The organism is Furfurilactobacillus entadae (genome assembly GCF_045862745.1).
Taxonomy (GTDB): domain Bacteria; phylum Bacillota; class Bacilli; order Lactobacillales; family Lactobacillaceae; genus Furfurilactobacillus; species Furfurilactobacillus entadae.
Genome location: NZ_BQXN01000021.1, coordinates 1 through 24,172 on the forward strand (window position 1 = coordinate 1; position 24,172 = coordinate 24,172).

29 protein-coding genes are annotated in these 24,172 nt (G+C 46.9%); 15 read left to right on the forward strand and 14 right to left on the reverse strand.

Annotated elements, in window-relative coordinates:
• Positions 1-330: 330 nt before the first annotated feature.
• Entirely contained in the window at positions 331-798 is a 468-nt protein-coding gene (locus tag ACKTR5_RS08805) for a phage tail protein (RefSeq protein ID WP_407880874.1), read from the reverse strand.
• Positions 799-1,016: 218 nt separating this feature from the next.
• Between ACKTR5_RS08805 and yaaA the strand changes: the two genes are divergently transcribed.
• Positions 1,017-1,757 (forward strand): peroxide stress protein YaaA, encoded by a 741-nt coding sequence (gene yaaA, locus ACKTR5_RS08810; protein ID WP_407880876.1) that lies wholly within the window; start codon positions 1,017-1,019, stop codon positions 1,755-1,757.
• Here yaaA and ACKTR5_RS08815 read toward each other — a convergent pair.
• Together ACKTR5_RS08815 and ACKTR5_RS08820 are read right to left on the reverse strand one after the other, a co-directional pair.
• A complete protein-coding gene (locus ACKTR5_RS08815) occupies positions 1,754-3,691 on the reverse strand; it encodes a GTP-binding protein (RefSeq protein WP_407880878.1) in 1,938 nt (645 codons plus the stop codon). The genes yaaA and ACKTR5_RS08815 overlap by 4 nt on opposite strands.
• A gap of 25 nt (positions 3,692-3,716) precedes the next feature.
• The gene (locus ACKTR5_RS08820) at positions 3,717-4,079 is read right to left on the reverse strand and encodes a MerR family transcriptional regulator (protein ID WP_407880880.1); all 363 of its coding nucleotides are present in this window, start codon (positions 4,077-4,079) and stop codon (positions 3,717-3,719) included.
• 87 nt (positions 4,080-4,166) lie between these two features.
• On the opposite strand from ACKTR5_RS08820, the gene ACKTR5_RS08825 reads away from it, so the two are divergent.
• The gene (locus ACKTR5_RS08825; protein ID WP_407880882.1) at positions 4,167-5,000 is read left to right on the forward strand and encodes an SDR family NAD(P)-dependent oxidoreductase; all 834 of its coding nucleotides are present in this window, start codon (positions 4,167-4,169) and stop codon (positions 4,998-5,000) included.
• A gap of 59 nt (positions 5,001-5,059) precedes the next feature.
• On the opposite strand, the gene ACKTR5_RS08830 is transcribed toward ACKTR5_RS08825, so the two are convergent.
• Both ACKTR5_RS08830 and ACKTR5_RS08835 read right to left on the reverse strand, forming a co-directional pair.
• Complete coding sequence (locus ACKTR5_RS08830; protein ID WP_407880884.1) at positions 5,060-5,590, reverse strand: LbetaH domain-containing protein; 531 nt, start codon at positions 5,588-5,590, stop codon at positions 5,060-5,062.
• A 2-nt stretch (positions 5,591-5,592) separates the two neighbouring features.
• Positions 5,593-6,507 carry a zinc-binding alcohol dehydrogenase family protein gene (locus tag ACKTR5_RS08835; RefSeq protein WP_407880886.1) on the reverse strand — a complete coding sequence of 305 codons (915 nt, stop codon included), beginning with the start codon at positions 6,505-6,507 and terminating at the stop codon, positions 5,593-5,595.
• Positions 6,508-6,690: 183 nt separating this feature from the next.
• On the opposite strand from ACKTR5_RS08835, the gene ACKTR5_RS08840 reads away from it, so the two are divergent.
• From ACKTR5_RS08840 to ACKTR5_RS08860, 5 genes are all read left to right on the forward strand, one after another.
• The gene (locus ACKTR5_RS08840) at positions 6,691-7,281 is read left to right on the forward strand and encodes a TetR/AcrR family transcriptional regulator (RefSeq protein ID WP_407880887.1); all 591 of its coding nucleotides are present in this window, start codon (positions 6,691-6,693) and stop codon (positions 7,279-7,281) included.
• Between the two features lie 188 nt (positions 7,282-7,469).
• Entirely contained in the window at positions 7,470-8,291 is an 822-nt protein-coding gene (locus ACKTR5_RS08845) for an MrcB family domain-containing protein (protein WP_407880889.1), read from the forward strand.
• A gap of 20 nt (positions 8,292-8,311) precedes the next feature.
• On the forward strand, positions 8,312-8,674 hold the full coding sequence (locus tag ACKTR5_RS08850) for a DUF3883 domain-containing protein (RefSeq protein ID WP_407880891.1): 363 nt from the start codon (positions 8,312-8,314) through the stop codon (positions 8,672-8,674).
• An 87-nt stretch (positions 8,675-8,761) separates the two neighbouring features.
• Complete coding sequence (locus ACKTR5_RS08855; RefSeq protein ID WP_407880892.1) at positions 8,762-9,931, forward strand: DUF2075 domain-containing protein; 1,170 nt, start codon at positions 8,762-8,764, stop codon at positions 9,929-9,931.
• A 40-nt stretch (positions 9,932-9,971) separates the two neighbouring features.
• Complete coding sequence (locus ACKTR5_RS08860; protein ID WP_407880894.1) at positions 9,972-10,181, forward strand: hypothetical protein; 210 nt, start codon at positions 9,972-9,974, stop codon at positions 10,179-10,181.
• Positions 10,182-10,319: 138 nt separating this feature from the next.
• Here the strand turns inward: ACKTR5_RS08860 and pepI are convergent, their stop codons facing one another.
• Positions 10,320-11,198: a proline iminopeptidase gene (gene pepI / locus ACKTR5_RS08865; RefSeq protein ID WP_407880896.1), complete on the reverse strand. Its 879-nt coding sequence runs from the start codon at positions 11,196-11,198 to the stop codon at positions 10,320-10,322.
• 239 nt (positions 11,199-11,437) lie between these two features.
• On the opposite strand from pepI, the gene ACKTR5_RS08870 reads away from it, so the two are divergent.
• The 7 genes from ACKTR5_RS08870 to ACKTR5_RS08900 all read left to right on the forward strand — a co-directional run bounded on the left by ACKTR5_RS08870 (position 11,438) and on the right by ACKTR5_RS08900 (position 15,586).
• The gene (locus ACKTR5_RS08870) at positions 11,438-11,869 is read left to right on the forward strand and encodes a MarR family winged helix-turn-helix transcriptional regulator (protein ID WP_407880898.1); all 432 of its coding nucleotides are present in this window, start codon (positions 11,438-11,440) and stop codon (positions 11,867-11,869) included.
• A gap of 33 nt (positions 11,870-11,902) precedes the next feature.
• Positions 11,903-12,118 (forward strand): hypothetical protein, encoded by a 216-nt coding sequence (locus tag ACKTR5_RS08875; protein ID WP_407880899.1) that lies wholly within the window; start codon positions 11,903-11,905, stop codon positions 12,116-12,118.
• A gap of 69 nt (positions 12,119-12,187) precedes the next feature.
• Positions 12,188-13,609, forward strand: a complete 1,422-nt coding sequence (locus ACKTR5_RS08880) for an MFS transporter (RefSeq protein WP_407880901.1) — start codon at positions 12,188-12,190, stop codon at positions 13,607-13,609.
• A gap of 11 nt (positions 13,610-13,620) precedes the next feature.
• On the forward strand, positions 13,621-14,205 hold the full coding sequence (locus tag ACKTR5_RS08885) for a hypothetical protein (RefSeq protein ID WP_407880903.1): 585 nt from the start codon (positions 13,621-13,623) through the stop codon (positions 14,203-14,205).
• Positions 14,206-14,351: 146 nt separating this feature from the next.
• Positions 14,352-14,654 carry a hypothetical protein gene (locus ACKTR5_RS08890; protein WP_407880904.1) on the forward strand — a complete coding sequence of 101 codons (303 nt, stop codon included), beginning with the start codon at positions 14,352-14,354 and terminating at the stop codon, positions 14,652-14,654.
• Positions 14,633-14,875: a hypothetical protein gene (locus ACKTR5_RS08895; protein ID WP_407880906.1), complete on the forward strand. Its 243-nt coding sequence runs from the start codon at positions 14,633-14,635 to the stop codon at positions 14,873-14,875. Before ACKTR5_RS08890 ends, ACKTR5_RS08895 begins: the two co-directional genes overlap by 22 nt.
• A gap of 54 nt (positions 14,876-14,929) precedes the next feature.
• Positions 14,930-15,586, forward strand: coding sequence for a hypothetical protein (locus ACKTR5_RS08900; protein WP_407880907.1), 657 nt, complete (start codon positions 14,930-14,932; stop codon positions 15,584-15,586).
• Between the two features lie 63 nt (positions 15,587-15,649).
• On the opposite strand, the gene ACKTR5_RS08905 is transcribed toward ACKTR5_RS08900, so the two are convergent.
• On the reverse strand, positions 15,650-16,240 hold the full coding sequence (locus tag ACKTR5_RS08905) for a TetR/AcrR family transcriptional regulator (protein WP_407880908.1): 591 nt from the start codon (positions 16,238-16,240) through the stop codon (positions 15,650-15,652).
• 149 nt (positions 16,241-16,389) lie between these two features.
• Here ACKTR5_RS08905 and ACKTR5_RS08910 point away from each other — a divergent pair, with 149 nt between their 5' ends.
• Positions 16,390-17,151 carry an SDR family NAD(P)-dependent oxidoreductase gene (locus ACKTR5_RS08910; protein WP_407880909.1) on the forward strand — a complete coding sequence of 254 codons (762 nt, stop codon included), beginning with the start codon at positions 16,390-16,392 and terminating at the stop codon, positions 17,149-17,151.
• A gap of 176 nt (positions 17,152-17,327) precedes the next feature.
• Here the strand turns inward: ACKTR5_RS08910 and rlmH are convergent, their stop codons facing one another.
• The 7 genes from rlmH to ACKTR5_RS08945 all read right to left on the reverse strand — a co-directional run bounded on the left by rlmH (position 17,328) and on the right by ACKTR5_RS08945 (position 24,019).
• Entirely contained in the window at positions 17,328-17,807 is a 480-nt protein-coding gene (gene rlmH / locus ACKTR5_RS08915) for a 23S rRNA (pseudouridine(1915)-N(3))-methyltransferase RlmH (RefSeq protein WP_407880910.1), read from the reverse strand.
• Between the two features lie 760 nt (positions 17,808-18,567).
• Positions 18,568-19,911 carry a S1C family serine protease gene (locus ACKTR5_RS08920; RefSeq protein ID WP_407880911.1) on the reverse strand — a complete coding sequence of 448 codons (1,344 nt, stop codon included), beginning with the start codon at positions 19,909-19,911 and terminating at the stop codon, positions 18,568-18,570.
• Positions 19,912-20,245: 334 nt separating this feature from the next.
• On the reverse strand, positions 20,246-21,112 hold the full coding sequence (locus ACKTR5_RS08925; RefSeq protein WP_407880912.1) for a GRP family sugar transporter: 867 nt from the start codon (positions 21,110-21,112) through the stop codon (positions 20,246-20,248).
• Between the two features lie 37 nt (positions 21,113-21,149).
• Positions 21,150-21,935 (reverse strand): glucose-1-dehydrogenase, encoded by a 786-nt coding sequence (locus tag ACKTR5_RS08930; RefSeq protein WP_407880913.1) that lies wholly within the window; start codon positions 21,933-21,935, stop codon positions 21,150-21,152.
• A 13-nt stretch (positions 21,936-21,948) separates the two neighbouring features.
• Complete coding sequence (locus tag ACKTR5_RS08935; protein WP_407880914.1) at positions 21,949-23,136, reverse strand: NADH-dependent flavin oxidoreductase; 1,188 nt, start codon at positions 23,134-23,136, stop codon at positions 21,949-21,951.
• Positions 23,137-23,232: 96 nt separating this feature from the next.
• Positions 23,233-23,544, reverse strand: a complete 312-nt coding sequence (locus tag ACKTR5_RS08940; protein WP_407880915.1) for a winged helix-turn-helix transcriptional regulator — start codon at positions 23,542-23,544, stop codon at positions 23,233-23,235.
• 94 nt (positions 23,545-23,638) lie between these two features.
• The gene (locus tag ACKTR5_RS08945; RefSeq protein ID WP_407880916.1) at positions 23,639-24,019 is read right to left on the reverse strand and encodes a winged helix-turn-helix transcriptional regulator; all 381 of its coding nucleotides are present in this window, start codon (positions 24,017-24,019) and stop codon (positions 23,639-23,641) included.
• Between the last annotated feature and the right edge of the window lie 153 nt (positions 24,020-24,172).

Consider the following 24,172-nt stretch of genomic DNA (forward strand, 5'->3'; position numbering starts at 1 on the left):
ACAATCAAAATCGAATTCAAATAAAATTAGGCGGTCAATCACCACTCGATTTCGAGCGGCAATTAACTGCCTAATTAACAAAACTATTTAGTTCCAACTTTTTGGGTAAACGTCATTCAATTACGCCAGGGTTGCGTCCCTTTTACTCGCTGTTTCTGTCCCTAAGTGACAAACAGGACCTTACCGTCATTCCAAAAACATTAAAACTACATGATAAAGCTGTGCATGTCACTAAATCACGTCAGCTTCCGTCGTTTCGGCGATCTAATCACCTTTCAAATACCGCCCAGGGGTATATAATCTACATTTCACTATACCCCCGCCCGGTATTTAGTCATCGTAAGTTCCCTTAACAACGAAGTATGATCCGCGGATAACCCCTGCTAACTTCGATTTCTGGTGAGCGAACTTAAACTTGGTGGCTAATTCTTCTGGAACATCCATTCCATCTGACAATTTAAAACCAACCGCCCGTTTACCGTCGGCATCAAGACTATATAAAACGTTCACAGACAAGCCATTTTCATAGAATACATAGGTCCACCGGGTTCTCTCAACAACAAAATCAGCGACCTCTAGTGGCTTATATGGCAGCACAATGTCACGTTCACTCAAAATGGTGGCAACACGCTGCACGAGATCTGCTCGTTCACTAGCAGGTTCCGTTTCAAACGTCAGTTTATACTTATTCCAAAAGTACCGTGCTTCATTTGCCCGTAAACCAGCTAATGCATCAGGAACCGCTGAACTTTCTAAGCCGCTTGTTGACACCGTTTTAAAGTCAATCACAGTTGACATGTTGTCATCCTCATCATTTCGTTTAGTTTTATTTTTACTAGTAAAATCATACCACAATCGGCATTATTCACGGATAAATTGCCCTTGCAAAACCTTCATCCCACCACGGATTAATGTTACTGTGATAACACGATTTTCATTTTGCTCACTAGTGGCTTTATTCCTCATTTAAATTGAGGTAAGCCAGCGCCCATTATGGGTTCAAACGGAGGTTTCACGTGAAACTTATTATCTCACCCGCTAAAAAAATGACCGTTGATACCGACAGTTTTGACGTCGCATCACGACCACAACTATTACCAGAAACAACTCAGCTCCTCGCCACACTGCAACACATGAGCTATCCAGAGCTCCACGAACTGTGGCACTGTAGCGATCGGTTAGCACAACAAGCTTACCAACAGCTTCAACGTACCACTTTAACTGACCAGTTGACCCCAGCAATCCTCGCTTACTCTGGCATTCAGTACCAGCACATGGCCCCCGGCGTTTTCACGGCGTCTGCACTGGATTACGTCCAAGAACATCTCCGGATCCTTTCGGGCTTCTACGGTGCGCTCAGGCCGTTTGACGGCATTGTCCCTTACCGTTTAGAAATGCAAGCGGCCCTACCTGTAAACGAACACCCGAATTTATACGACTTCTGGGGTGCAAAACCCAAGCAGGCCCTGCAATTACACGACGAACCCATCATTAACCTTGCGTCACAGGAGTACAGCAAGGTCATCCGCCGCCACTTACAGCCAACCGAACCCATCATCGACATTCGTTTTGGCCATGTGGTTGATGGCAAAATAAAAACCCGGGCCACGTTTGCAAAAATGGCTCGGGGTGAGATGGTGCGCTTCCTTGCAGAAAACAAGATCACCCAATTGGACGATCTTAAACAATTTTCTTGGTCAAACTACCACTTTGTTGCGCAAGAATCCTCCGCAACAACATTTGTCTTCCTTCATTAACGCACTGTGCGATACCCAACGTGGGCGGCGGTTGGTACCTGATCCCAGGCGACCGGGTAGCCAGCGCCATGCGCACAGAACACTGAATCCGGCGTGTTATCTAGGTCACTTACCGGCTGATAATCAGCAGCCTCGATGACTTCTTGCGCGTTATGACACGGTCGGTACCCGGCAACAACACAGTCGAGTTGCCCCGTCCCATGCGTATAGGACTGCACGTCTCTGGCGTAATCCTGCATGGTTGCAACCGGAGCGGTCCCCGTTAGGAGCGTTTGTTCACCCACCGTTTCAGGCGTTGTAAACGTCCCGTTCATTCGCTGAATGTCATTCATGGCGCGCCCAACATTGTCCTGGTTCACCGTTAGTCGAAAATGGTACCACGGTTCAAGTAACTGATTACCTCCCGTCGCGCGTTTCATCATTAAGCCTTGGCGAACTGCACGCCAGGTGGCCTCACGAAAATCACCACCGACTGAGTGAACGGTACTTGCCCGCCCATTGATTAGCGTGATCTTCACGTCTGTTAGTGGCGCCCCGACAAGCACGCCACGATGTTCCTTCGCATCAAGGCTCGTTAAAACCTGGTGTTGCCAGTTTTTACCCAGCACATCCACCGGGCAGTCCGTCGCAAACGTCAGCCCACTTCCTGGTTCTCCTGGCGCCATTAATAGGTGAACTTCCGCATAATGCCGGAGCGGTTCAAAGTGACCCACCCCTTCAACTGGTTGGGTCAGCGTTTCACGGTAAAGAATGCTCCCTTCACCAAAATTAACGGTCAGTCCAAAGCGTAGTCGCAGTTGTTCCTGAAGAACTTCCAGCTGAATCGGCCCCATGAGTTGGACCCGAATCTCTTGAACCTGTTCAGCCCACGTCACGTGCAATTGTGGGTCCTCATCTTCTAGTTGGCGCAACGCCGTAAGGTACGGATGGGCATCTTGTCCATCCAGTTGAACTGCGTAGTCCAAAACAGGTTGTAGAACTGCCGTGGGGCTGTCTGGTGTTGTTCCTAAACCTTGACCTGGATAAGTGTCGTTCAACCCAACGATGGCCCCCACACGTCCTGCCGTTAGCTCAGGGACCATGGTACTCTTGGCCCCGTTATAAACGAGCAGTTGATCCGCCTTTTGGTCCGGTAAAACGGTTGCCTTTGTCGCTAATGAACCACCCGTGACGCGAACCCACGTTAACCGATCGTTCCGGTCGTTATGTGAAATCTTGAAAACACGCGCACCAAATTCGGCCTCCACTGGTGTTTCAACCGTCCACCGGTTCAATCCAGCTAATAGTTCTGGCACACCGGTCATTTTTAACCCCGCACCAAAGTAACACGGAAAGACATCCCGTTGCCGGATGAGACGTTGGATCGTTTTATCTGCGAGCACACCGGTTGTCATTAATTCATCAAGAGCCGGTTCATCCTGCATCGCGATGGCTTCTGCCGTTTCTTCAGGAAGCGCCCCCGTCCAATCAAACGGCACACAGCCATCGCTCAGGGTCGTTTGAAGCTGGTCAATTAGGGCGTTTTTCTCCACACCCACGGCATCCATCTTGTTCACAAAGATCACCGTGGGTACGTCATAATGTTGCAACAACTGCCACAACGTTTGCGTATATCCTTGCACCCCATCCGGCGCCGAAACCACCAAAATTGCGTAGTCTAAGACCGGTAAAATTTGTTCCATTTGGGCGGCAAAATCGACGTGACCCGGTGTGTCCAACAACGTCAATTCGAGGTCGTCAAACTGAACCTGAGCTTGATGAGAAAAAATCGTGATGCCCCGCTTCTTTTCAAGTGCATCCGGGTCTAAAAAGGCATCGCCATTGTCGACACGCCCTAACGTTCTAACCGTTCCCGTCTGGTACAGCATCGCCTCTGATAACGTCGTCTTTCCCGCGTCCACGTGGGCCACAATTCCGGCAACAATGTGTTTCAAATGAAGATCCTCCCGTTCGTTTGACCTACTCAATTTCTTTGAGCAACTCGATCTTAACGTCCAACGTGCGACTGACTTCCTGAAGGGCCGCAATTTTGTCGTTCACTTCTGTCTGATATTTTTCCATAAACAGGCGCCGTTCATGATACGTCGTTGACAACCCACCGTTTGCGTCAATAAACTGGTGCATTTCAACGATCGACACCCCTAACTGCCGCAGATAGCCAACCAATTTTAACCATTCAATATCTTGTTTTGTGTACTGCCGATAACCATATTGATCACGTTTAATGGGCGTGACTAACCCCTGCTTCTCATAAAAACGCAACGTGTCAATGCTTAGGCCCGTTTGTTCAGCAGCCACCTTGCTTAAATAAGTCTCTGTCATAATGTGCAATATACCATAAACTTGCTATGGAGTTAACTCGATAGTGTACGGTTATCCCATTCTTTTTCATGAATGGAGTTAACCAACATGTCTCTCAATAATCAACCATTAACGGTTTTGGTCACCGGCGGCACTTCTGGCGTCGGTCGCCAAACGGCAAAAGATCTCGCACGCCGCGGTGTTCACGTTGTTTTAGTCAGTCGTGATCGACAGTGTGGTCTCAAAACCGCCGCGACGTTTGGACATTCAAACGTTGAGGTCTTGGTTGCCGACCTGACCTCACAAGATAGCGTCAATCAACTCATCGAAACCTGTCATAATCATTTTGATCACCTAGACGGCCTCGTCAACGCGGCCGGTGGCGTTTCTCCACACCTCGTTAAAACTGCCGATGGGCTTGACCAAAATCTCGCCCTAAACTACACGGCATCCTACCAATTAACAACCGGCCTTCTTGATCTCCTAATAGCAGCCCCTCAAGGACGGGTTATTACGGTGGCAGCGTTGCCTGCCATCATCCGTTTAGCACCCGTTATGCTGCCAACGCTAACGCCACGGACGCCCTATAAAGCGAGCCGGGTCCTCAGTGAAACACTAAGTGCCCGAATTTTGGCCACTCTGTGGTTTGCCGACCGTTTTTCACATACAAACGTGACCTTTAACCTCTTTCATCCCGGGAGCGTTCCTGAATCACATTTCGGTGACACCACTTCACCTGTCACCCGGATAATGGGCCGTTTACTCGCAAAATTATCAGCTAAAAATACTGAGATTGGCGCGCGGTTGATGATAGCGCCACAAATCAATCGCGTTAGCGGGGTACTATTCGAGGAACACATGAGACAAATTACCTTACCTAAAAAATATAGTGCGTCTAATGTTGCTAAAGTGATGTACATCACCCATCAGCTACTTGATTAATCACAAAAAGTGCCACCCGTTGTTTCACATGAAACAACGGGTGGCACTTTTAACATCACTTATTTGGTTGTTGCTTCGTACCGGGCAATCACGTCATTGCAAGCTGCAACGATGTCCTCGCCGTTTGGCATGTCCTTATAGAACACCGGTGCGTGATCAACGTCACGGGGTTTAAACTTGTTAACGCCGTAAGCAATACTGTTAGCCGGCACATCCTTTGTGATGATTGCACCAGCACCAATCAGCGAATCATCACCCACGATGATGGGGCCAACAACCTTGGCGCCGTCAGCAACAACCACGTTCTTCCCGAGAACGGGACTGCCAAGGTTCTCCCACCGTTGGGTCGCCTTATTGTAGGTCTGGTTAGCACCGATCGTGACGTTTTGAAAGATCACAACGCCCGCAGATAGTTTAGCGGCTGCGATCGTGCAGCCCTTTCCGTTGTGTGCAAACTGGACGCTTTCATCCACCTGAACACAGTTGATTTCGCAGTTATATTGTTGTTGCAGTTGTTCAGCCGCAAGTGCACGGGCGGCCGCATCTTCTGAAAAGCAGTTTAGGTTAAATAGTGTTTTAAAATGAGTCATAATTAGTCCTCCGTAAGATTGAATTGTGCCAGCACGCGGCCACGGCTGTGTGCTTCTTTAGCATAGTGTTGAGCGGTCTTGATCTCAGTTACTGGAAAAACACGATCAATCGGTGCCACCAATTCGCCGGTCGCCAACTGATCAATAAAGTGCCGGTATACCGCTGCATCAAAGTCTTCGTGAACAAACTTGAAGGCGCCTGCGGTTGAAAATTGTTGTAGCGCAATGGAAACAATTTCGGCTTCTGGTAATTGCATCAATAGCTGGTTCAATAATGCCGTGCTCCCCGCAATGTCGATGATTAAACAACGTCCAGATAATGCTGGTAACGTTTCCGTCGTATAGGCCGTCACGTCTGGTAATTGTTTATTAAAGTAGGCCGTGCTGGCTTCTGAAACAATCGGCCATACCGGCCGCGCTTCATCATGAAGCATCTGGAGCAAGTACAGCCCAATAACTGAGTTAGCACCAGTGATCACGATGTTTGTTGCCTGACTTTGCTTGATTTCAGTCAGTAACCGCAGCGCGGTTCCTGGGCCAGCCGTTAGTGCCGCCGCACTTTTATTATCGACAGTTTCTGGTAGTGGAAAGATAAAATCAGGGTTTGTCGAGCTCACGTACTGGCTGTAAGAGCCCGCCGGATTCATCACTAACACCCGCCGATCCAGCAAGGCCTGGTCACGGTCAGCACCAACTTCCACGATGCGACCAACGCCACCGATTCCAATGACCCGTGGTAACGCCGCCAACTGTTCGTGCGTTGCGTGCGGATCAGACTCCCGTTTCCAATCGGTTGGGACCACCGGTAAAACATCCATTGCGATCATCACACTGGCTGGTGTTACCTCAGGAACAGATTGTTGCCGAAGTTCAAGCCCATCGATGCCGTTAAAGTTAGTTTGCATAATTGATAGCATGCTCATCACTCCTTTGTGAATTGTCCGTTCAACGTTTTTAGTAACACGTTGTATCTATATTTCACAGAATACACGTATTTTTAAATAAATCAACCATTTTAATTACATTTTGTTTCTAAAAATGAAAATTGTGGTTCAGCAATGCTATACTTAACCCAATTAAACTCATAAGTGAGGCGCACCATGACCGAAAAAAAAAGAGCCCCGCGGAAGACTAACCGGGAACTCACCGAGACAATTTTTAAAACGACAACGGCAATTTTAGAAAACGAGGGCTACGAAAACGTCACCTTCAATAATGTCGCTCGTCAATCTGGCGTTGGCCGCCCTGTTTTATACCGGCGGTGGCAGACACCGTTTGAACTCCTCCTTGACGCTGAGGACTACTTTGACGATCAGGACGTTGATTCATTTGAGGACATTGATTTTTCTGGGCACTCATTACGAGAAAACATCATCAATAGTCTTGCCCACTTCGACAGCACCCGTCCGTTTATGCGTGCCGTCCTCATCGAATTGGGAAAGGATAACCCTGTCGTCAACCAGTACTTTAACGATCTCCATCAGCAGCAATTAACGATCATGAACGGCATGCTTCATCAGGCAATAGCGGATGGTGAAATCAGCACTCCCGTCACAGAGACCGTTAAATTACTGCCGTTTAACATGCTTCTTTATCAAGCCATGGTGAATCAGGACGGGCTGTCGCTCACCTACATCACGGAGTTAGTGGACACGGTTGTTTTACCAGCAATCATGGCGCAACAAGAATAGGACATGCTGAAACATTTAAAAGTGGTGCCATTCATATTCTGAATGACACCACTTTTAAATTTGCTAACTTTCTAAATAAACATATTAATTTAGTGACTCTTCCTTTAAAGAATAATTATCGGGCAAACACGCTTTCATAGGCGAAAGTGTTACGATTAAAATATTAATTAAAAAGGAAATTGCAGTCTATGGTCACCTTAAAAGAATACCTACTTCATATTCTTGAAAATTATAAAAACGAAATTAAAAATAATTATAAGGATAATCCCTTATCCGAATATATTTCAGCAAAAGCAAAAACAACAATTTCTGAGGCAATCTTTCCACAAGAAAAATACTCTATAAAAGGGTCTTCAGGCCAAGGAAGATGGGCAACCGTACCATGGATGGGCATTTTTGATAAAGAAATATCAATTTCAGCTCAACGTGGATATTACCTTGTATACTTATTTAAAAGTGATTTATCAGGTGTTTACCTGTCCTTAAATCAGGGTTATACAGACTTCAAAGAAAAATATAAAGCACCTGACCGTAATACAAATATTCGACTCGTAAGCCGATATTGGCAAAAGCAGCTGCACACAATAACTGAAAATAATGGTTCACTATTTACAACGGAAAATATTTCCTTAACTTCTTCCAAGAGTAACACGGACTTACCAAGAGGATACGAACTCGGTAATATCTATAGTCGTTATTACAGTTTAGAGGACTTAACGCAGCTTACTAACAACCAATTACTCAACGATCTTTATCAAATGAATACAGTTTTCTTAGAATTACGGACCATGATAACCACCGCTTACGATGTATGTAATGACCATATCATTAAAAGTAATTTCGAAGGTTCAAACCTACTTAATGCCCAAGATAAACATGACGATTTAAACAATCTCAATCTAGGTACAGAAGTACTAGTATCAAAAATTGATTTTTCTCTTCCAAAAACCACTTCCAAAAAATTCACTCATATCGATTACAATAAACGCCAACAAAAAACACAAGTCTAGGATTACATTCTGAACAATTAGTGGTCGAAGCCGAGCAAACCCGTTTAGCTTCCATTCCTGAATTACAATCTAAAAAAGTTGAGCACACTTCAGTAGAACTGGGGGATGGTGCCGGTTACGACATTAAATCTTACAGACTAACTGACAACAAAATTACCGAACATTTTATTGAGGTAAAGGCTACTACTGGAGATATTAAAACACCCCTCTTTATGTCAAAAAATGAGATAAACGTTGCCAAAGAAAAGAAAGATAAGTACTCAATAGTTCGAATTTTCAAAAACAAAGATAATGAATGGTCTCACTACACTATTAATGGTCCCTTTTCTGAGAAAGATAAACTTTATTACGAACCCGTTCAATACCAAGTCCTTCCCAAATAACTTTTATACCTGTTAATTTATTTTCCGTTTACCTGCTATACTTTTCCTATTACTACAACAAAATGCGCACCAATTAGGAGTTTATTCATGAATGAAATTTTAAAGGCCCAGTTTTTTGTCGATGACCTGTCCGATGACCAAAAGGCTGTGATCACAAACATCAACGATTACATTAGCCAGGGTCTCAAGCACACCCCTTCATCCGTTGCCATTATTCAGGGGGCAGCTGGCACCGGGAAGTCTGTCGTTCTCATGGAACTGGTGCGCCAGTACATGACGGACCACCGCTACAAAACGGCCCTCGTCGTTAACCACCCAGAGCTGTACAAGGCTTACCAGGACATTGCTGAATCAATCCCTAACATGAACGTCAACGCCATTCGGCGCCCAACTGCGCTGATTAACGACGCACAAAAGAACCATAAAAAGTACGACATCATCTTTGTTGATGAAGCGCACCTATTGTATTCCAAGTCAGAACCCTACGCGCATTACCGCGGTCAAAACCAGCTCACCGATTTGATGGCCCTCGCTAAGGTCGTTGTGGTCGTTTACGATTTCGACCAAGTTTTCCAATCAAAGATGTACTGGGATAAAAAGCTCCTTTTCGACACCATCGGGAGCCACCCGTACAAACAGTTTGACATGAACTTTCAGTACCGGATGGTTGCCAGCGATGAGCAGGTGGCCTGGATGGACGATCTCACGGAAGAAAAGCCAATGAAACCATTCCCAGATAACAGCGACTTTGAGTTTAAAGTCTTTGATACCGCTGGGGAGATGTTTGAAACCATCAAAAAGCGCAATAAAGAGGTTGGGATGAGTCGGATGGTTGCGACTTCCGGTTTCCCACGCATTGACGGTCGGCACAACGTCGAGATGGATTCCTTCAGTTTACCGTGGGACGAATGGGACCCACAACGGACCCACTGGGCTAAACGTGAAGGTTCCCTCACCCAGGTCGGAACCATTTACACCCTGCAAGGCTTCGACCTAAACTACGTCGGCATGGTCATCGGCCCCTCGTTTGGTTACGATGAAAAAACCGACACCATGACGATCTTACCCGAGAAATATTCCCATAAAGAAGTGTTCAAAAAGCGCAAGGACATCAAGTTTACTAACGACGAATATAAAGTTTTCATCGCCAATGTCCTTAACGTGCTCATGAAACGGGGAAAGTACGGTATGTACTTAACCGCGTATGACGACGCGTTGCGGCACCGTTTAGTCGACTTGTACGAAAACGGAAAATAAGCACCATTAATGACCAACTTCAGAAGGAGTGTGTTTGCTTATGTGGCGGAAACCGTTAATCATCACCTCAATCATTTTCTTGATCATCGCGGCCGTTCGCTTCGGTGTTGCCGTTTATCAACATAACATTTGGTCCATCTCACCAATCTACGCCTACAACGTTCCCCATGGCATCGTGGGCTGGTCAATTAGCCTTGCCATCGTGGCGTTTGTCGCGTCACTGATCGTAGGCGGCGGAAAAAAGCGGTAACTTGGATATTAAATAGTCGAAAAAGGTGTTACTGAGTCGGTTTGGACTGACTCAGTAACACCTTTTTTAGGTTGCCTATTAAACTGTCTTTCTAAGAAAGGTCTCTCACCACGTCTAGATAATATTAGAGCCGTTTAGTTAGTCGTTTTCTTTCAACCACTGATCCAGCACACGAATAAACTCATCGTGTTGGTCCAACAACGCCAGATGGCGACTGTTCCCAAATAGATGCCACTTAGCCCCCGGAATGTGGTCATAAACAGACTTGGCAATCAGTGGTGTACATAGATCGTCCGTTCCGTTGGTAACCAATACTGGCACGTGAATGTTCTTTAAGTCATCGGTCAGTTCAAAGTCACTAATTGTGCCGTTTTCGGTAAACTCATTGGGTCCCTCCGCAATCAGACTGGCGCGTTTCCCGTTGGTTGGCCGCCGCAGTGGTTCCGGTGAGTTTTCATCTGGGTCATCCCAACAGTAGCGTTCCATGTAACGGTCGTTGGCGGCCAGATACTTTGGCCCAGAAAAGTCACCGGTGCGCTCAGCTTCGGCAATGGCCTCACGATCCTCATAACTCAAATAAGAGATCAGCCGGTGCTGCTCTTTTGTCCACAGCTTGATGGACGCTGGTGAACCATCGATCATCACACTCTTCACACCCGTTTGGTCGCAGTGCGTCAGGTACAGCATTTCAAGCATTCCGCCCCACGACTGGCCTAGCATGTGAATCTGGTCCAAATGAAGATATTTCCGAAGCGCGATCAGTTCTTCAGCCCACGTTTCCTTCACATAAACGGACTCATCCTCTGGGAGCGATGATTTTCCGCAGCCGACTTGGTCATACATGATCAGCTGCCGCCCCGTCTTAGCGTAGTCATCCAGCAATTCAAAGTAGTTGTGCGATGACCCTGGACCACCATGAATCAACAAGAGTGGGGCCTTATTCGGGTTCGGCTCGCCCACGATTCGATAATACGTTTGATACCCGTGAAACGGCATGTAACCTTCTTCAATCTTCATTGACCAGCGCTTCCTTTTCTTGTGAAATAACGTGCTTACCGTGATTGTACGCCACTCTGAACCAAATTTAAAAGCGCACTCATGCAGAATACGCTAGGATAAGCTATGGATTGCACTTTAGTGACCTAGGGTAGCTCACACTTTCCTATTTGCGAAAAAATAATTGAAATTTTATCGCTTATTTGCTTGCGCAAATAAAATAACGTGTATATAATATAATCAATCTAAACCTTAAGGGGATGTCACTCATTACACCTAGATCAGATAAAATCATCGCATCATTAAACATCGTTTCCCGTAAACTTCAAGGGTTGCTTGATGAACAACTGGCACCGCTTCACCTAACCTCTAGCAACTACTATTTTTTGCTAAAGATCGACCAAGAACGGACGCTCACTCAGGACCAGCTTTTCCGTAAAATTTACTTGAGCCCCAGCAATGTCACCCGACGTTTAGACCAGTTAGTTGCCCTTGGCTTGGTGGTCAAAGAACGTTCAACCGACGATCGGCGTTCATGGAACATTAGCTTAACCCTCCAAGGAAAGATCTTGGTTCCAAAAATTAAAGCGGTCGTTCTCCGCGTCAATAAACAGTTTCTCACTGATATTCCAGCTGATGAAATTAATGTCGTTAAGGCGTTTCTTGAGCAAACATCCGCAAATTTAGATTAAGTTACACACGCGTTTGAGACAGGAGGCTTCATTATGTTAAACGAGGATAAGTACGATTACGACGTCACGCTTCTCGGCCAACTTCGCGACCGCTTACAGCGTCTTGAAGATAATGATTACGTCACTGCTTACTATAAGGGTTACAGTGCTGACGGATTAACGCTTGATGAAGTTAACGACGCCATTGACGACCTCAATCACCAGATTCGGCGGTTGGAACGTGAACTAGATGAGGACGCCGACCGTTAACCGTTGAACAGGCCTGCTGAATTTTCTGGCTCCTTGATGGTGCTTCATTGAAAAGGAGATGATGATCACTTGCTTAAACGTTGGCTCATTCTAAGTCTACTTGGTTTATTTTTCTTCATGGTGATCGTTGATGGAACCATCGTCAGCATTGCCATTCCAACAATCTCACGTGATTTGGCCGTATCAACAAACGCAGCAACAATGATTATTGGTATTTACCTCATCACAATTAGCGCGCTTCTCCTCTTTTTCGGCCAACTTGGCGATCAAATCGGCCGGCCACTTGTCTTTGAGGGCGGCACTGTGCTCTTCATTATTGGTTCTGCCCTCTCGGGATTTGGTCTCAACCTCCCGTTTGTGCTCTGTGGGCGGTTTATTCAAGCCATTGGAGCCAGCATGACAATGGCTAATAGTTACGCCATTGTCACCGACACGTTTCCCCCGCAGTATCTTGGGCGGGCTTTGGGGATTGAGTCCCTATTTATCTCGTTGGGATCACTGGCTGGCCCTGGTCTTGGGGGGCTCATCTTAGGGTACCTACCTTGGGGCTACATTTTCTGGATCAATCTCCCACTTGGCCTACTTTGTTTGCTGGCTGAATGGTTCATCTTCCCACGGCCTCACCGGATTCACCGCCCAAACGTTGACTGGCTCGGTGTTGGTCAATTAAGTCTCATGGCCATTGCCTTTTTTATCACGTCCAGTATTGTCCTGTCTAACCCACTTGGGGCCGCGATTTCACTGATTGCATTCGGGATTGTTCTTGCCACCTTTGTCCGTCATGAAAAAGTGGCGCCCCGACCGTTGCTCAACCTTCAATTACTGCATAACCATGTATTTTCACGAAACCTCATCACAGCGCTCATTAGCTTTGTTGTCGGGTACTTCTTTACCCTTTTAGCACCCATCTACCTGCAACTGGTCCTTAAAGACTCTAGTCAACTCAGTGGCTTGCTGCTTATGGCATCGCCGATTGTTGCACTAATCGCCAATCCAATTGCCGGGATCTTAACGGATCGTTATAACCGGACACACGTTATGCGCGTTGGGATGCTCATTCTCATCGTGGCAGAGCTTGGACTAGTCGTTAGTAACGGAACACACGAACCCGTTACATTCATCATCCTCTCCACACTAATCGCCATTGGAACGGCTGGCTTTGGGACACCAAACAACACGTTGATTATGCAAAGTGTTCCCAAAGAAAGCCGTGGCATGGCTGGGTCCATGAACTCACTGATGCGTGAATTTGGCCTTGTCTTAGGAACAACACTCTCAACCGTCACCTTTTACGTTCATTTATCGATCACCAGCGGCCACAAAATTATGACTGCCCTTGGACAGCCCGCCGCTAACATTATCGCGGCACAACGAACTGCCTATCTTTTAGGCGTCATGCTCCTGTTATCTGCTGGCGCCATTCTTCTTCTACGCGATCGTCACCTTGACAACAACACGGTTGCGCCAACCACTCGCGATGCATCAAATTAGGAGGACTAAACATGTCAAAATTTATGATGATTAACGGTCACGAAAACCAAAATTTGATTATTCCAGATGACTTTGTTGAGGTTAGCCGTGAAACGGAACCACGCAATGGTGAGCAGGTCAGTGTGGTTCGCTATCAAAAAGCTGGTGCCATCGTTTATAACAACCCGCACATTACGGTTGTATTCGGTGCCGACAACCGCTTTATCAGTTACAACAACTTTAGTTTTGAAGCTGATGGGCCCCTTCCCAGCTCGCATGAGGCCGTAAAGATTGCAGAACAGGTCTTTCAGTCAGTTGATCCGACCTATGCCACTGGGCTAAGTTACATGCGTATCGACAAAGAGACCCGCACGTTTACCAATGACGCCGGAACGTTGATTACGACACCGATTCTTTGGGTCAAATTTTCACACAGGAACGGTTCGTACAACTGGGTCTCCATTGGGCCTAATAACGAAATTGTCGAAGTTGAACGCGAATCACTTTGGGACTTTAATCAGTGGCGGCGGGCAACCGAAGAATGGAACATTGATGATTGGGTTCTTGCTCGGCAAGGTAAGGGGCCACAATTGCAGGCCCCTTCTGCACTCGCTTAGTTTCACGTGAAACATTCAAAAAGCAGCAGCTATTTGCGGATTCTTCCGTAAACAGCTGCCGCTTTTTGCGTTAACTTAGGCATTGCTTTTTCCTCGCCAGCGTCTATACTTCAATGTCGTAAATAAATCCTGAAGGGTCCTCACTCATGCAAAACGTTGATCTAACAAATATCGTTCTTGCCCTCTTTGTTCTTTATGCCGTTCTTCGGCGCCAACTAGAACCGCGGCTCATCAAACTAAATTTAACAACGTACGTCTTTCTCATTCTCTTTGGCGCCGCTTCCGTCGCTGATGCGTTTAACCATCACCAAATCACGCTGACATCAGGGACAAAGTGGTTCGTCCTGGTGCCCTTGTCAGTGCCGGGCTGTTTGGCTGGCTGCGAACATTATCATACCGCCTGTGGGTCAACGATGACGGTCTGGTCATGCGCCAAGGAAACTGGTTAACCGTTGTTTTATGGATCGTTGGAATTGCCCTTCACTTATTATCGGATCGTGCTTGGCAAGGCAGTGACGCCACGCTAATGCTTTATCTAGGGCTTACACTATTGATTCAACGCGGCCTTGTCTGGCTGCGAGCCCGTCGTCAATTTCCAGAGGCAACCCAACAAACCGCAGCCTACCACGAGGCGCACCACCGGGAACGTCATCACTCACGCCAACGTTAACCCCGCAAAACGGGTATAATGTGACCCATAAACACTGAACGCAAGGAGCACGTCATGGTTAAGCAGGGAAAATACGCAAAGGTTAGTCAGCAAAAGAAACTCCAAAGTTTACGCCAGCACATTGCCAATAAGGGATCACGCGTTGTTTCCGATGACCAATTGAGCGATTTTTTACTTGTTCGTTGGCACCTGACGAATCGTCAACCAAAATTGACGGAAACAACCATGCAACAATTTCTTCGGGCCTGGCTTGAACAAGCACAAAGCCACCAATCTCCCTGGTCATTATCCATTATTACTGGTGAAACGTTGCAACAGTTTAACCAGCAGGTTCCCTGGCAATTCTATGCCATCGTTAACCAACAGTTTGAACGCTGGCAGTCGTTTCTTCAAAAAGAGGGGCCCACAGTCCCATTAGCAACCCGCTTGTTGTTTACCGACGCTCTTTCACCCGAACAATGGGTGACCCTGTTAAGCCAACAACTAGCCGTGAACACCCTCTTGCAAATGACCGGTGGCAATCAAGACCGTTTGGCACAAATCAACAACGAGCAAGTCGCTCAGCTGCAAGTGAGTTTTCTCAACGCGGACAAAACCGCCATTGAATGGCAAAAAGTGACAGCACTGGCGCCCGCTAAGCCACCCGTTAGCACCGATGATAACCGGCAATGGCTGGCCGGGTTGGCCAATTTAACACCAGCAGATTTCTAAAAACCACGGTTCCAGCAACGATGCAGTTGTTGAAACCGTGGTTTTATTTTGTCGGGTTAATCCTCACAGCTTATCCAGGGCTTGTCGCAACTCGCCACTCCCGTATAGTTTCAGCAAAATGGCTCTTGCAGTTGCCTGATCCGTTTTATGTTGTTTAACAAACGTCCACTCCAACACCATTAATAATGTTGAAACACAGTGGCTAATCACTAATTCTGTTGGGATCGTTGTCCCCACATTAAGCTTTCCCGTCAACTCTTTCTGGGCCTTCTGGCGCGCATACGTCGTAAAGTTGACTTGTAAATCGCCGGTTTGATTATGGTGGAGTACCCGCTTCACGTAGTCGCTGTGCGCATCTGTCAGCGTGTATAACCGGTCAAAGGCCTGGACTAGAAATTGATCATCATGTCCGACAACCAGTTCGTCTAATTTAACCTCAGCAATCACTAGTGAGAAACAGTATCTTAATAAATCATATTTATCATCAAAATAATTATAGAATGTCGATCGCGGATAATTTGCCGCCTTACACAGAGAATTAACCGTGATTAATTCAAATGATTGTTGTGCAATGGCGGCCCCTAACGTCTTGGAAAAATCGTTTAAAACGCGCTGTTTGCCCCGTGTCATTGTTTGACCAATTTCTTTCATCATTCACTCTCCTTGGACAATTTTACGATTATGTCCAGCCTTGTCCACAATCATAAAATTGACACTTTGCCGTTACTTTCTTTTTGTCTATTATGACACTGACAGATGACAAGTTTTAGATAACCACGCAAAATAAGGGGCTGACATTTAAAATGACAAAAAAAGTGGTTTTAATTACCGGGGGAACCTCCGGCGTTGGTAAAGCAATTGCTAAAAGTTTCAATGACTCACCCATCGATCTGACCATCGTTGGCCGAAATGAAAGCAAGGCACAGCAAGCCGCTCAGGAACTTCAGGAATACTTACCGCAAGCTGACGTTTCATACCTCTTGGGTGATCTGGCAGATCAAACTGATAATAACCGTCTTGCAACCGCATTTATGCATGATCATCCGCAGCTAGACGTTCTTTTTAACTGTGCTGGCAATATTCCCAAAACGACCGCCGAAAACATTTCGCTCAATTTACAAAGTCATTATTGGTTCACTCAGAACCTGACACCGGTGCTTAAACAGTCACCCGATGCCCGTGTTTTCATCATCACCGGCATGCCACTCGCCATTCAACGGGGGCCTATTTACGAACACCAATTTACTTTAGTGGATCGCGGCCTGTGGCTACTCACTCACAAAACACTGTTAGTCATGCTTTTGGCAACTGAATTACAGCCACTGGGCATTGCGGTTAACGCACTGTTCCCCGGTGACATCCAGTCAAACCTTTCATCCTGGACAAAGACGCTTGGTAAGACGGCCCTTCCAATTGCCGCACAGTTAGCAACACTAGCACAGTATCATGGTCTAACTGGCCGCTTCTTTGATGATCATGGCAACCTGATTTCCTTAAACAAGCACAAATATAACGTTGAAAAGGCCCGAACAGTTTTGAAGCCCTATCTGCGGCGAGAAATGTGAAAACTACATTGTAGAGTCTATTCTTCCATGTTGAAAACGTTCATTTTGTTTCTGAAAAAAGACCATAACAACCTCCTACATGCATAAAAAAAGGCATCCAATAAAAAATTGGATGCCTTTTCATATCGAGTTACATTTTGCCGCTGTTTCAAGGACAATTTAAGGAAACTCCCTCATCACTTATGATACGGCGTCCCCGCATTGATCATAAATGACCGGTAGATCTGTTCCGTCAGCACCAACCGCATTAATTGGTGTGGCAGTGTAAAACGACCAAACGAAATCTGCGCATCAGCACGCTTTAAGACTTCGGGGGCCAATCCTAGTGAGCCCCCAATCACAAACGTCACGTCAGAGTGCCCGTATGTGCCCAAATCGGCGATCTCTTTAGCTAGTTGTTCAGAAGTCCGTTCCTTCCCTAGAATAGCTAACGCATAGACGTATTCCTTATCCTTGATGTGGTCAAGAATCCGACCACCTTCTTTTCCAATAACCGTGATCATTTCTGCATCACTTAATGATTCGGGGGCCTTCTCATCTGGCACCTCGACGATTTCGAACTTACAGAATTTAGACAGCCGTTTCGCGTATTCTTCGATTCCTTGCTTAAAATACTTTTCCTTTAATTTCCCAACACCGATAATTTTGATGTTCACGTAATCAATCCTCCGTTATTTTCCCAAAAATCGTTCGACAACACTTATTGTTCGCTTAATTTGGTCATTCTGTGGCCTCAGTTGTTCACATTTTATAACAGACCGTTTTTTAACCATGAATAAAAGTTTTACACAGTTTTGCACAGGCGGTTCAAAACCGAACACATTCTTTATAATCCTTTGTTTAAAGGCTTTTATTGCCCGAACATTCTAAAAAAACGCGAGTTATCCACACCGCTTTTCTCTCCTGTGGATAACTTTTTCCCCCGATAACAAATCCTTATTTTTCGGCATTTTGCATCCTAAATCAAGGTTATTCACAGTTATCCACAGAGTTTTCCACCGCTGTGCAAAACAATTTTCCTATTGCTTTTTTTGGTGCGAACCACTTTATTTTTTGCATCGGTCTTTGTTCGGTTTATTCATTCATGACGGCGCTAACATTTCCGTTTTACCCGATCTTGTCAGAATAATATTCGGCTTTTCAATAGCTTACCAGTTAACTACCGTGTTCTACCAGGCTTTTTGCTAAACGGCCACTTGCTAAATGAGGTAATGATGATGAATACCGCCGCCTTTTTTTGCATAAAGCGCGTTAAATCGCACCACGGAACGTGGGGAAATCCCACAATCTGTTAGATTTCCTCTCCAATAATGCCACTTTTCGTGGTTAATTGCAGTGTTGCTGTTAAAAGAACCACGAAAATGCACAAAAAACGCGTCGCTGGCCATTTGACCAGCGACGCGTTTTCAAATTTTACTAGTTATTCGTCGTGCTTGATGACGATGTTGACGACTTCGACAGATCCGTTGTACTTCCACTCAACGTAATCGTTCCGTCCTTAACCTCACCATCACGGTAATACTTCACAGAGACCTTATCGCCAATCTTGTGCTTGTACAAGACGTCGCGTAAGTCAGCCTGTGAGGTCACCTTTTGACCATCCAGTTCGGTAATGACATCGTACTTCTTCAAACCGGACTTCTCAGCAGCCGAACCACTGTAAACCTTCATCAGCACCACACCACCGGTAACGCTACTTGGCAGTTTTAGGGTGTCCGTCTGACTACTACTGTCCACGTTTGAAAGGTCCACTAAGCCAACGCCAAGTGCAGGGCGAACGACCTTCCCATTGGTGATCAGCTGGTTAATGATTGAAACCACTTCGTTTGACGGAATCGCAAACCCGATCCCTTCAACAGACGTCCCCGATGACGAGGAGGCCAGTTTCATGGAATTAATCCCAATAACCTGACCGTTTAAATTAATCAGCGCACCACCTGAGTTCCCGGGGTTGATCGCAGCATCCGTTTGGATAACCGTTGCGTCACTCGTTTGGTTACCAGAATCATCTTCCACTGGAACCGTCCGCTTCGTTGCCGAAATAATCCCTTCCGTCACTGATGTCGCGTATTGAGAACCCAATGGTGAGCCAATGGCCAAGACTGATTGACCCGCCTGAATTGCCGTTGAGTCGCCAAATTCAGCAACCGTTGAAATATTTTTTGCGTCAACCCGGATCACAGCCAAGTCAGTTGTTGCATCGGAACCAACTAACTTTCCACTGATCTTCTTTCCGTTGCTCAAAATGATTTCTAGGGCACTAGACCCAGACACCACATGGTTATTTGTCACAATGTACGCGTCGTTTCCAGACTTCTTATAAACGACCCCAGAACCCTCGCTGGCCGTTTCCAACGCGCTGTTACTGGATGAGCTTGAATTACTATTCGTGGAATTCGACGATGAGCCGCCACCAAAAATTCCGTACAACCCGCTACTATCGCTACTTGACGACTGCTTTTGCATGTTGACCACGGAAACCACCGCGCCCTTGACCTTACTAAACGCCTTGGTCGCATCCGAATTGCTCTTCACGGTCACGTTAGCAACCTTTGTCGTCCCGTTCTTATATGAGGTGTCGCCCCCCGCGCTATTATGGTTCACTGCCGTGGCACCGGCAAATGCGATTCCACCACCGATCAATCCGGCAACTAAGCTCACGAGCGCAACTTTCCACAAGCCCCCCGCCGGTTTATTTGACGGTTGCTGTGGCCCTTGTCCCTGACCATCCTGCTGATTGTTCATGTTATTGTAATCCATAGAATTTTGCGGAAAACCGCAGACCTCCTCTACTGTATTACCTATATTATACATTGACAGCATAAATGGAGCTTAAACAAACGATTAAATTATCTCAATTATTTTAACGTCCCCAGAAACTTTAGCCATTCTTCGGTTACTCTGGCTTAACATTTCCTAACATTATTTTTGTTATCGTGGACTGCTGGAAGCACTCTAAACGAATTACTGCCACAAACACGAAAAAAGTGCAGTCATCGTCCCAAGTAACACAAAGCCCCCCTCATGGCCAAAAATGTCCATTAGGGGGCTATTTGTATTATTTGAAGGCGTCTAACCGCACGCTTTTCGTTTTCTACACTGTCATGTTTCCAATCATCACGCCACCAACCACGACCAGCGCCAGACCGATCAACGTCCAGGCTAATCCTCTCGATGAGCGCCGCTCATGGAGTAAAACAATCCCACCTAGTGTCGCCAGGACAACGTTCATCTGCGACAACGTAAAGCCGGTGGCAATTCCGTTTTTCTGTGCCGAAATGAGGTAGGTTAATGCCGCCACCGAGAAAATCAATCCATCAACAAGGCTTAACCAGGTTACCCGTTGACGAAGCGCGCTCGGTCCCACCATCACTAATGCAACAACCAGTGCCGTTGCCGCCATTCCTAGGCCCTGCGGTAAAAAGCCCTGCCAACCAGACACATTGGCGACCCGTGGTAACGCAGAATAACCCACGTAACCCACCGTTGATAAGGCAAACAATCCAATCGTTGACCACACGGAGCCATGTGCCGTGGCAGACGTCGAACGACTGTCGATCGTTGTTAGCACGATTCCGATCACGATCACAACAAGAGCCACTAAGCCGATGATCAAACTTGCACGACTTGACCACTCACCAAATGCGACGACGCCCAGTAGTGACGTGCCCACTAATTGAAGTCCCGTTGAGATCGGCATTGCCTTTGCAACCCCAACGCGTTGAAAGGCGACATACTGCAAATATTGCCCCATCGCCCAGGCAGCGCCTGACAACACCGTCAGGACAAACTGACCGCCAGATAACGCCGGTTGAACAAACAACCACACAATAAACGCCACTAACAGCGTGCCAAACGTTGTCCCTAAAATCTGGTTAACCGGCCGCCCACCAATCTTGGTCACAACTAGCGGAAGTACACCCCACGCTAGTGCCGGAATCAATCCCACTAGTAAATTCATGTTCTCTTTTCCCCTTATTCCGTTTAATTCAGTCAGGTTAGCCCTTTCCGTTTTGGAACGATGGGTACAATGTCATCCCACCATCCACAAACAGAGTCACCCCAGTAACATAGCTTGATTGATCGGAGGCCAACCAGGCCGCTGCCGCTGCAACATCCTCAGGATCACCGATGCGCTTCATCGGGACCATTTCCAGCGTGTCGTTTAACTGCGTCTTATCTGCAAACTTCTCTGCGTTGATCGGCGTGTTGATTGCACCAGGACCGATTGCATTGACCCGGACACCCTGATTAGCGTATTCCATCGCGATGGTTTCATTAAACAGCTTCACACCACCCTTAGAGGCAGCGTAATGTGAAAAACCAGGCCACGGAATCTGCTCGTGAACAGATGACATGTTGATAATGTTTCCCTTGTGATCGTTCTTAACAAAGTAGTCCAGTGCGGCCCGCGAGCCCAAAAAGACGCCCGTTAAGTTCACATTGATGACCCGTTGCCATTCCTCTAGTGACATTTCGTGTGTAGCAACCCGGTTTTCCATCCCCGCATTGTTCACCCACACATCTAACCCACCAAAGTTTTCAACAGCAGCGTCCAATAGCACCTTGGCGCCAGCTTCATCACTGATGTCGGCTTGAACCGCGACCGCGCGGCCACCGTTTTCCTCAATCAACTTCACAGCGGCATCCGCCCCGGCCTTGTCTGACCGATAGTTGATGACCACAGCCATGTGTTCCTCGCCAAACCGCTCGGCAATGGCCTGCCCAATGCCCTTTGAACCGCCAGTAACCACCGCAACCTTGTTTCTTAAATCTTCATACATTGTCTTATTCCTCCTACATCTTTTTCTCGAAGCCTTCCATGGGTGCCACCTCATTGGTGTAATCCATGATGGGCTCAGGGTCATTTGTAAAGTGCATCACTGAGTAAAACGCGCCCTTCAGGTAATACTGCATCGCCACCGGAATGGCTAACTCATCCATTTCAAACGGTGACAGCTGGTAGCGAATGCTGCCCTCATCACCGCCCGTGGCCTTTTCGTACCAGTGTGGTTCGCGAATCAATTCACGGCCAATTGCCGCAAAACTCGCACCAGCTTCTAGGACCTGGTCTGCGTCAGCTGGCGTTTCAATGGACCCCACGCTGATTAATGGCTTCCGGTTATCCAACTGCCGCAATAGTTTCGTTAAGATTGGTTCTGAATCCTCACGGTCGTTTAACGGCGTCCGCCACGCGGCCCCCATTGATACATGAACATAATCAACGGTGGATTCAGCTAGCATATCCGTAAACGCTAAGGTATCTGCTAGCTTAATTCCTGGTTCACCCAGTTCTTCCGGAGAGATTCGGTAGCCCAGTAAAAAGTCACCGTTTGTTTCTGTCCGAATAACCTGGCGAACCCTGTCAATCACCGCCTGCGGTAAACTCATCCGGTCTTCACGGCTTCCACCCCACTGATCATCCCGGTGATTTGAGTGCGGTGAGTAAAACTGTTGCAGAAGGTACGTGTTGGCCCCGTGGAGTTCAACACCATCGAAACCAGCCTTAATGGCCCGTGAAGTTGCTGTGCCAAAGGCCTCAATCAGATCAGCAACTTCGTCAGCTGCCATTGCCCGTGGGGTCTCAGCATCCGCTGGTCGGTTAGGCTTCACCGCGCTGGCGCTAACCGTTTGCGTGCCCCGAAGAATCTGTGAATTCGACTTTCGTCCGGCATGAAAAATCTGCAAAATTGCCTTCGTTCCGTTTTGTTTGATGGCGTGCGCTAAGTTTGCTAACCCAGCGATATCACTATCATCCGCCACGGATAATTCACCTTCAAAGCCCTTCCCATCAGGAGTGACGTTTGCAACCTCGGTAACCACCATGCCGATTCCACCAGCGCGCATCTGGTAAAAGGCCACCTCATCATTGGTCACGTGCCCGTCGTAGAAACTGGACATGGTCGTTGTTGGCGCCATCACGATTCGATTCTTAATCGTGGTACCATTTGGAAACGTATAGGGTGCTTCAAAGCGATGTTTCATCACTTACTCCTCCTTTAATTCGTCATTAATTTTGATGATGCTTAGTGTACAAGCCCGTTTATCTTTGTCATAGACGGCACTTTTTTGTGCCCTAAATTAGTTTGCTGTTCTCATGGTGCCCCACCGGTCCATTGCGTCCATCAGCCGTCGCAGCGATTGCCCGGTTTGCGTCAGTCGACAGGATACCTGACAGGAGCGACTCACGCTAAGCTTAACCAACCCGTTGTACCACAACGATATCAATTGACTAATAAACTGGTGCCAGTTATGTGTTGGAACCGACTGGTACAACGCGTGTACCGGTTGGGGACCGTTTAGTAAGTTCGCCACGATCAACAGTTTGCACGGCCCCTGTAGGTGATTGACCGCAAACGTTAATCCCATTATCGCTTCATCATCTGATGACATCTCCTCGCCTCCATCATGTTTGAATGAGGCTAGTGTACGAGCACCCACAAAACAAAAAAAGAAGGCACTTATTTGTGCCTTCCCTAGTTCCTTATCATGCTGTTGGATTCAGAAGTCCGTCATAGCCGCTGTGATCTTCATTGAGGAGCTTTGCGTCGTCAAGCTGAGCAACCCGCTGTTCACCCCATTCAGACATTTCAATGAGGATGTTCCCTAAGCTCCGCCCAAACGACGTCAACTCATAGCTCACACAAAACGGGGCCTTTTCACCAATCACCTGCCGGGTGATGATTCCGTCGTGTTCAAGCTCACGTAGCTGTTGTGTGAGCACCTTTTGTGTAATGTCGGGAATATTGCGGCGGAGTTCACTACTGCGTTGGGCCTGTTTACCCAAGTAACACAGTAGAATTGGCTTCCATTTACCGCCAATCACTTCTAGCGTTGCTTCAACCCCGACATGGTACGTTTTTGCCATTCGTTCGGCCTCCCATTGATGATTTACGTTTAATCATACGCGCCCGGATTATTGTTGAGAAGTAGGTACTTTTGGGTAACCTACATGCAAACAAAAGACTGATCTCCTCTAACAAGAAAATCAGTCTTTTGTTTCATATGAAACATCGAGCCA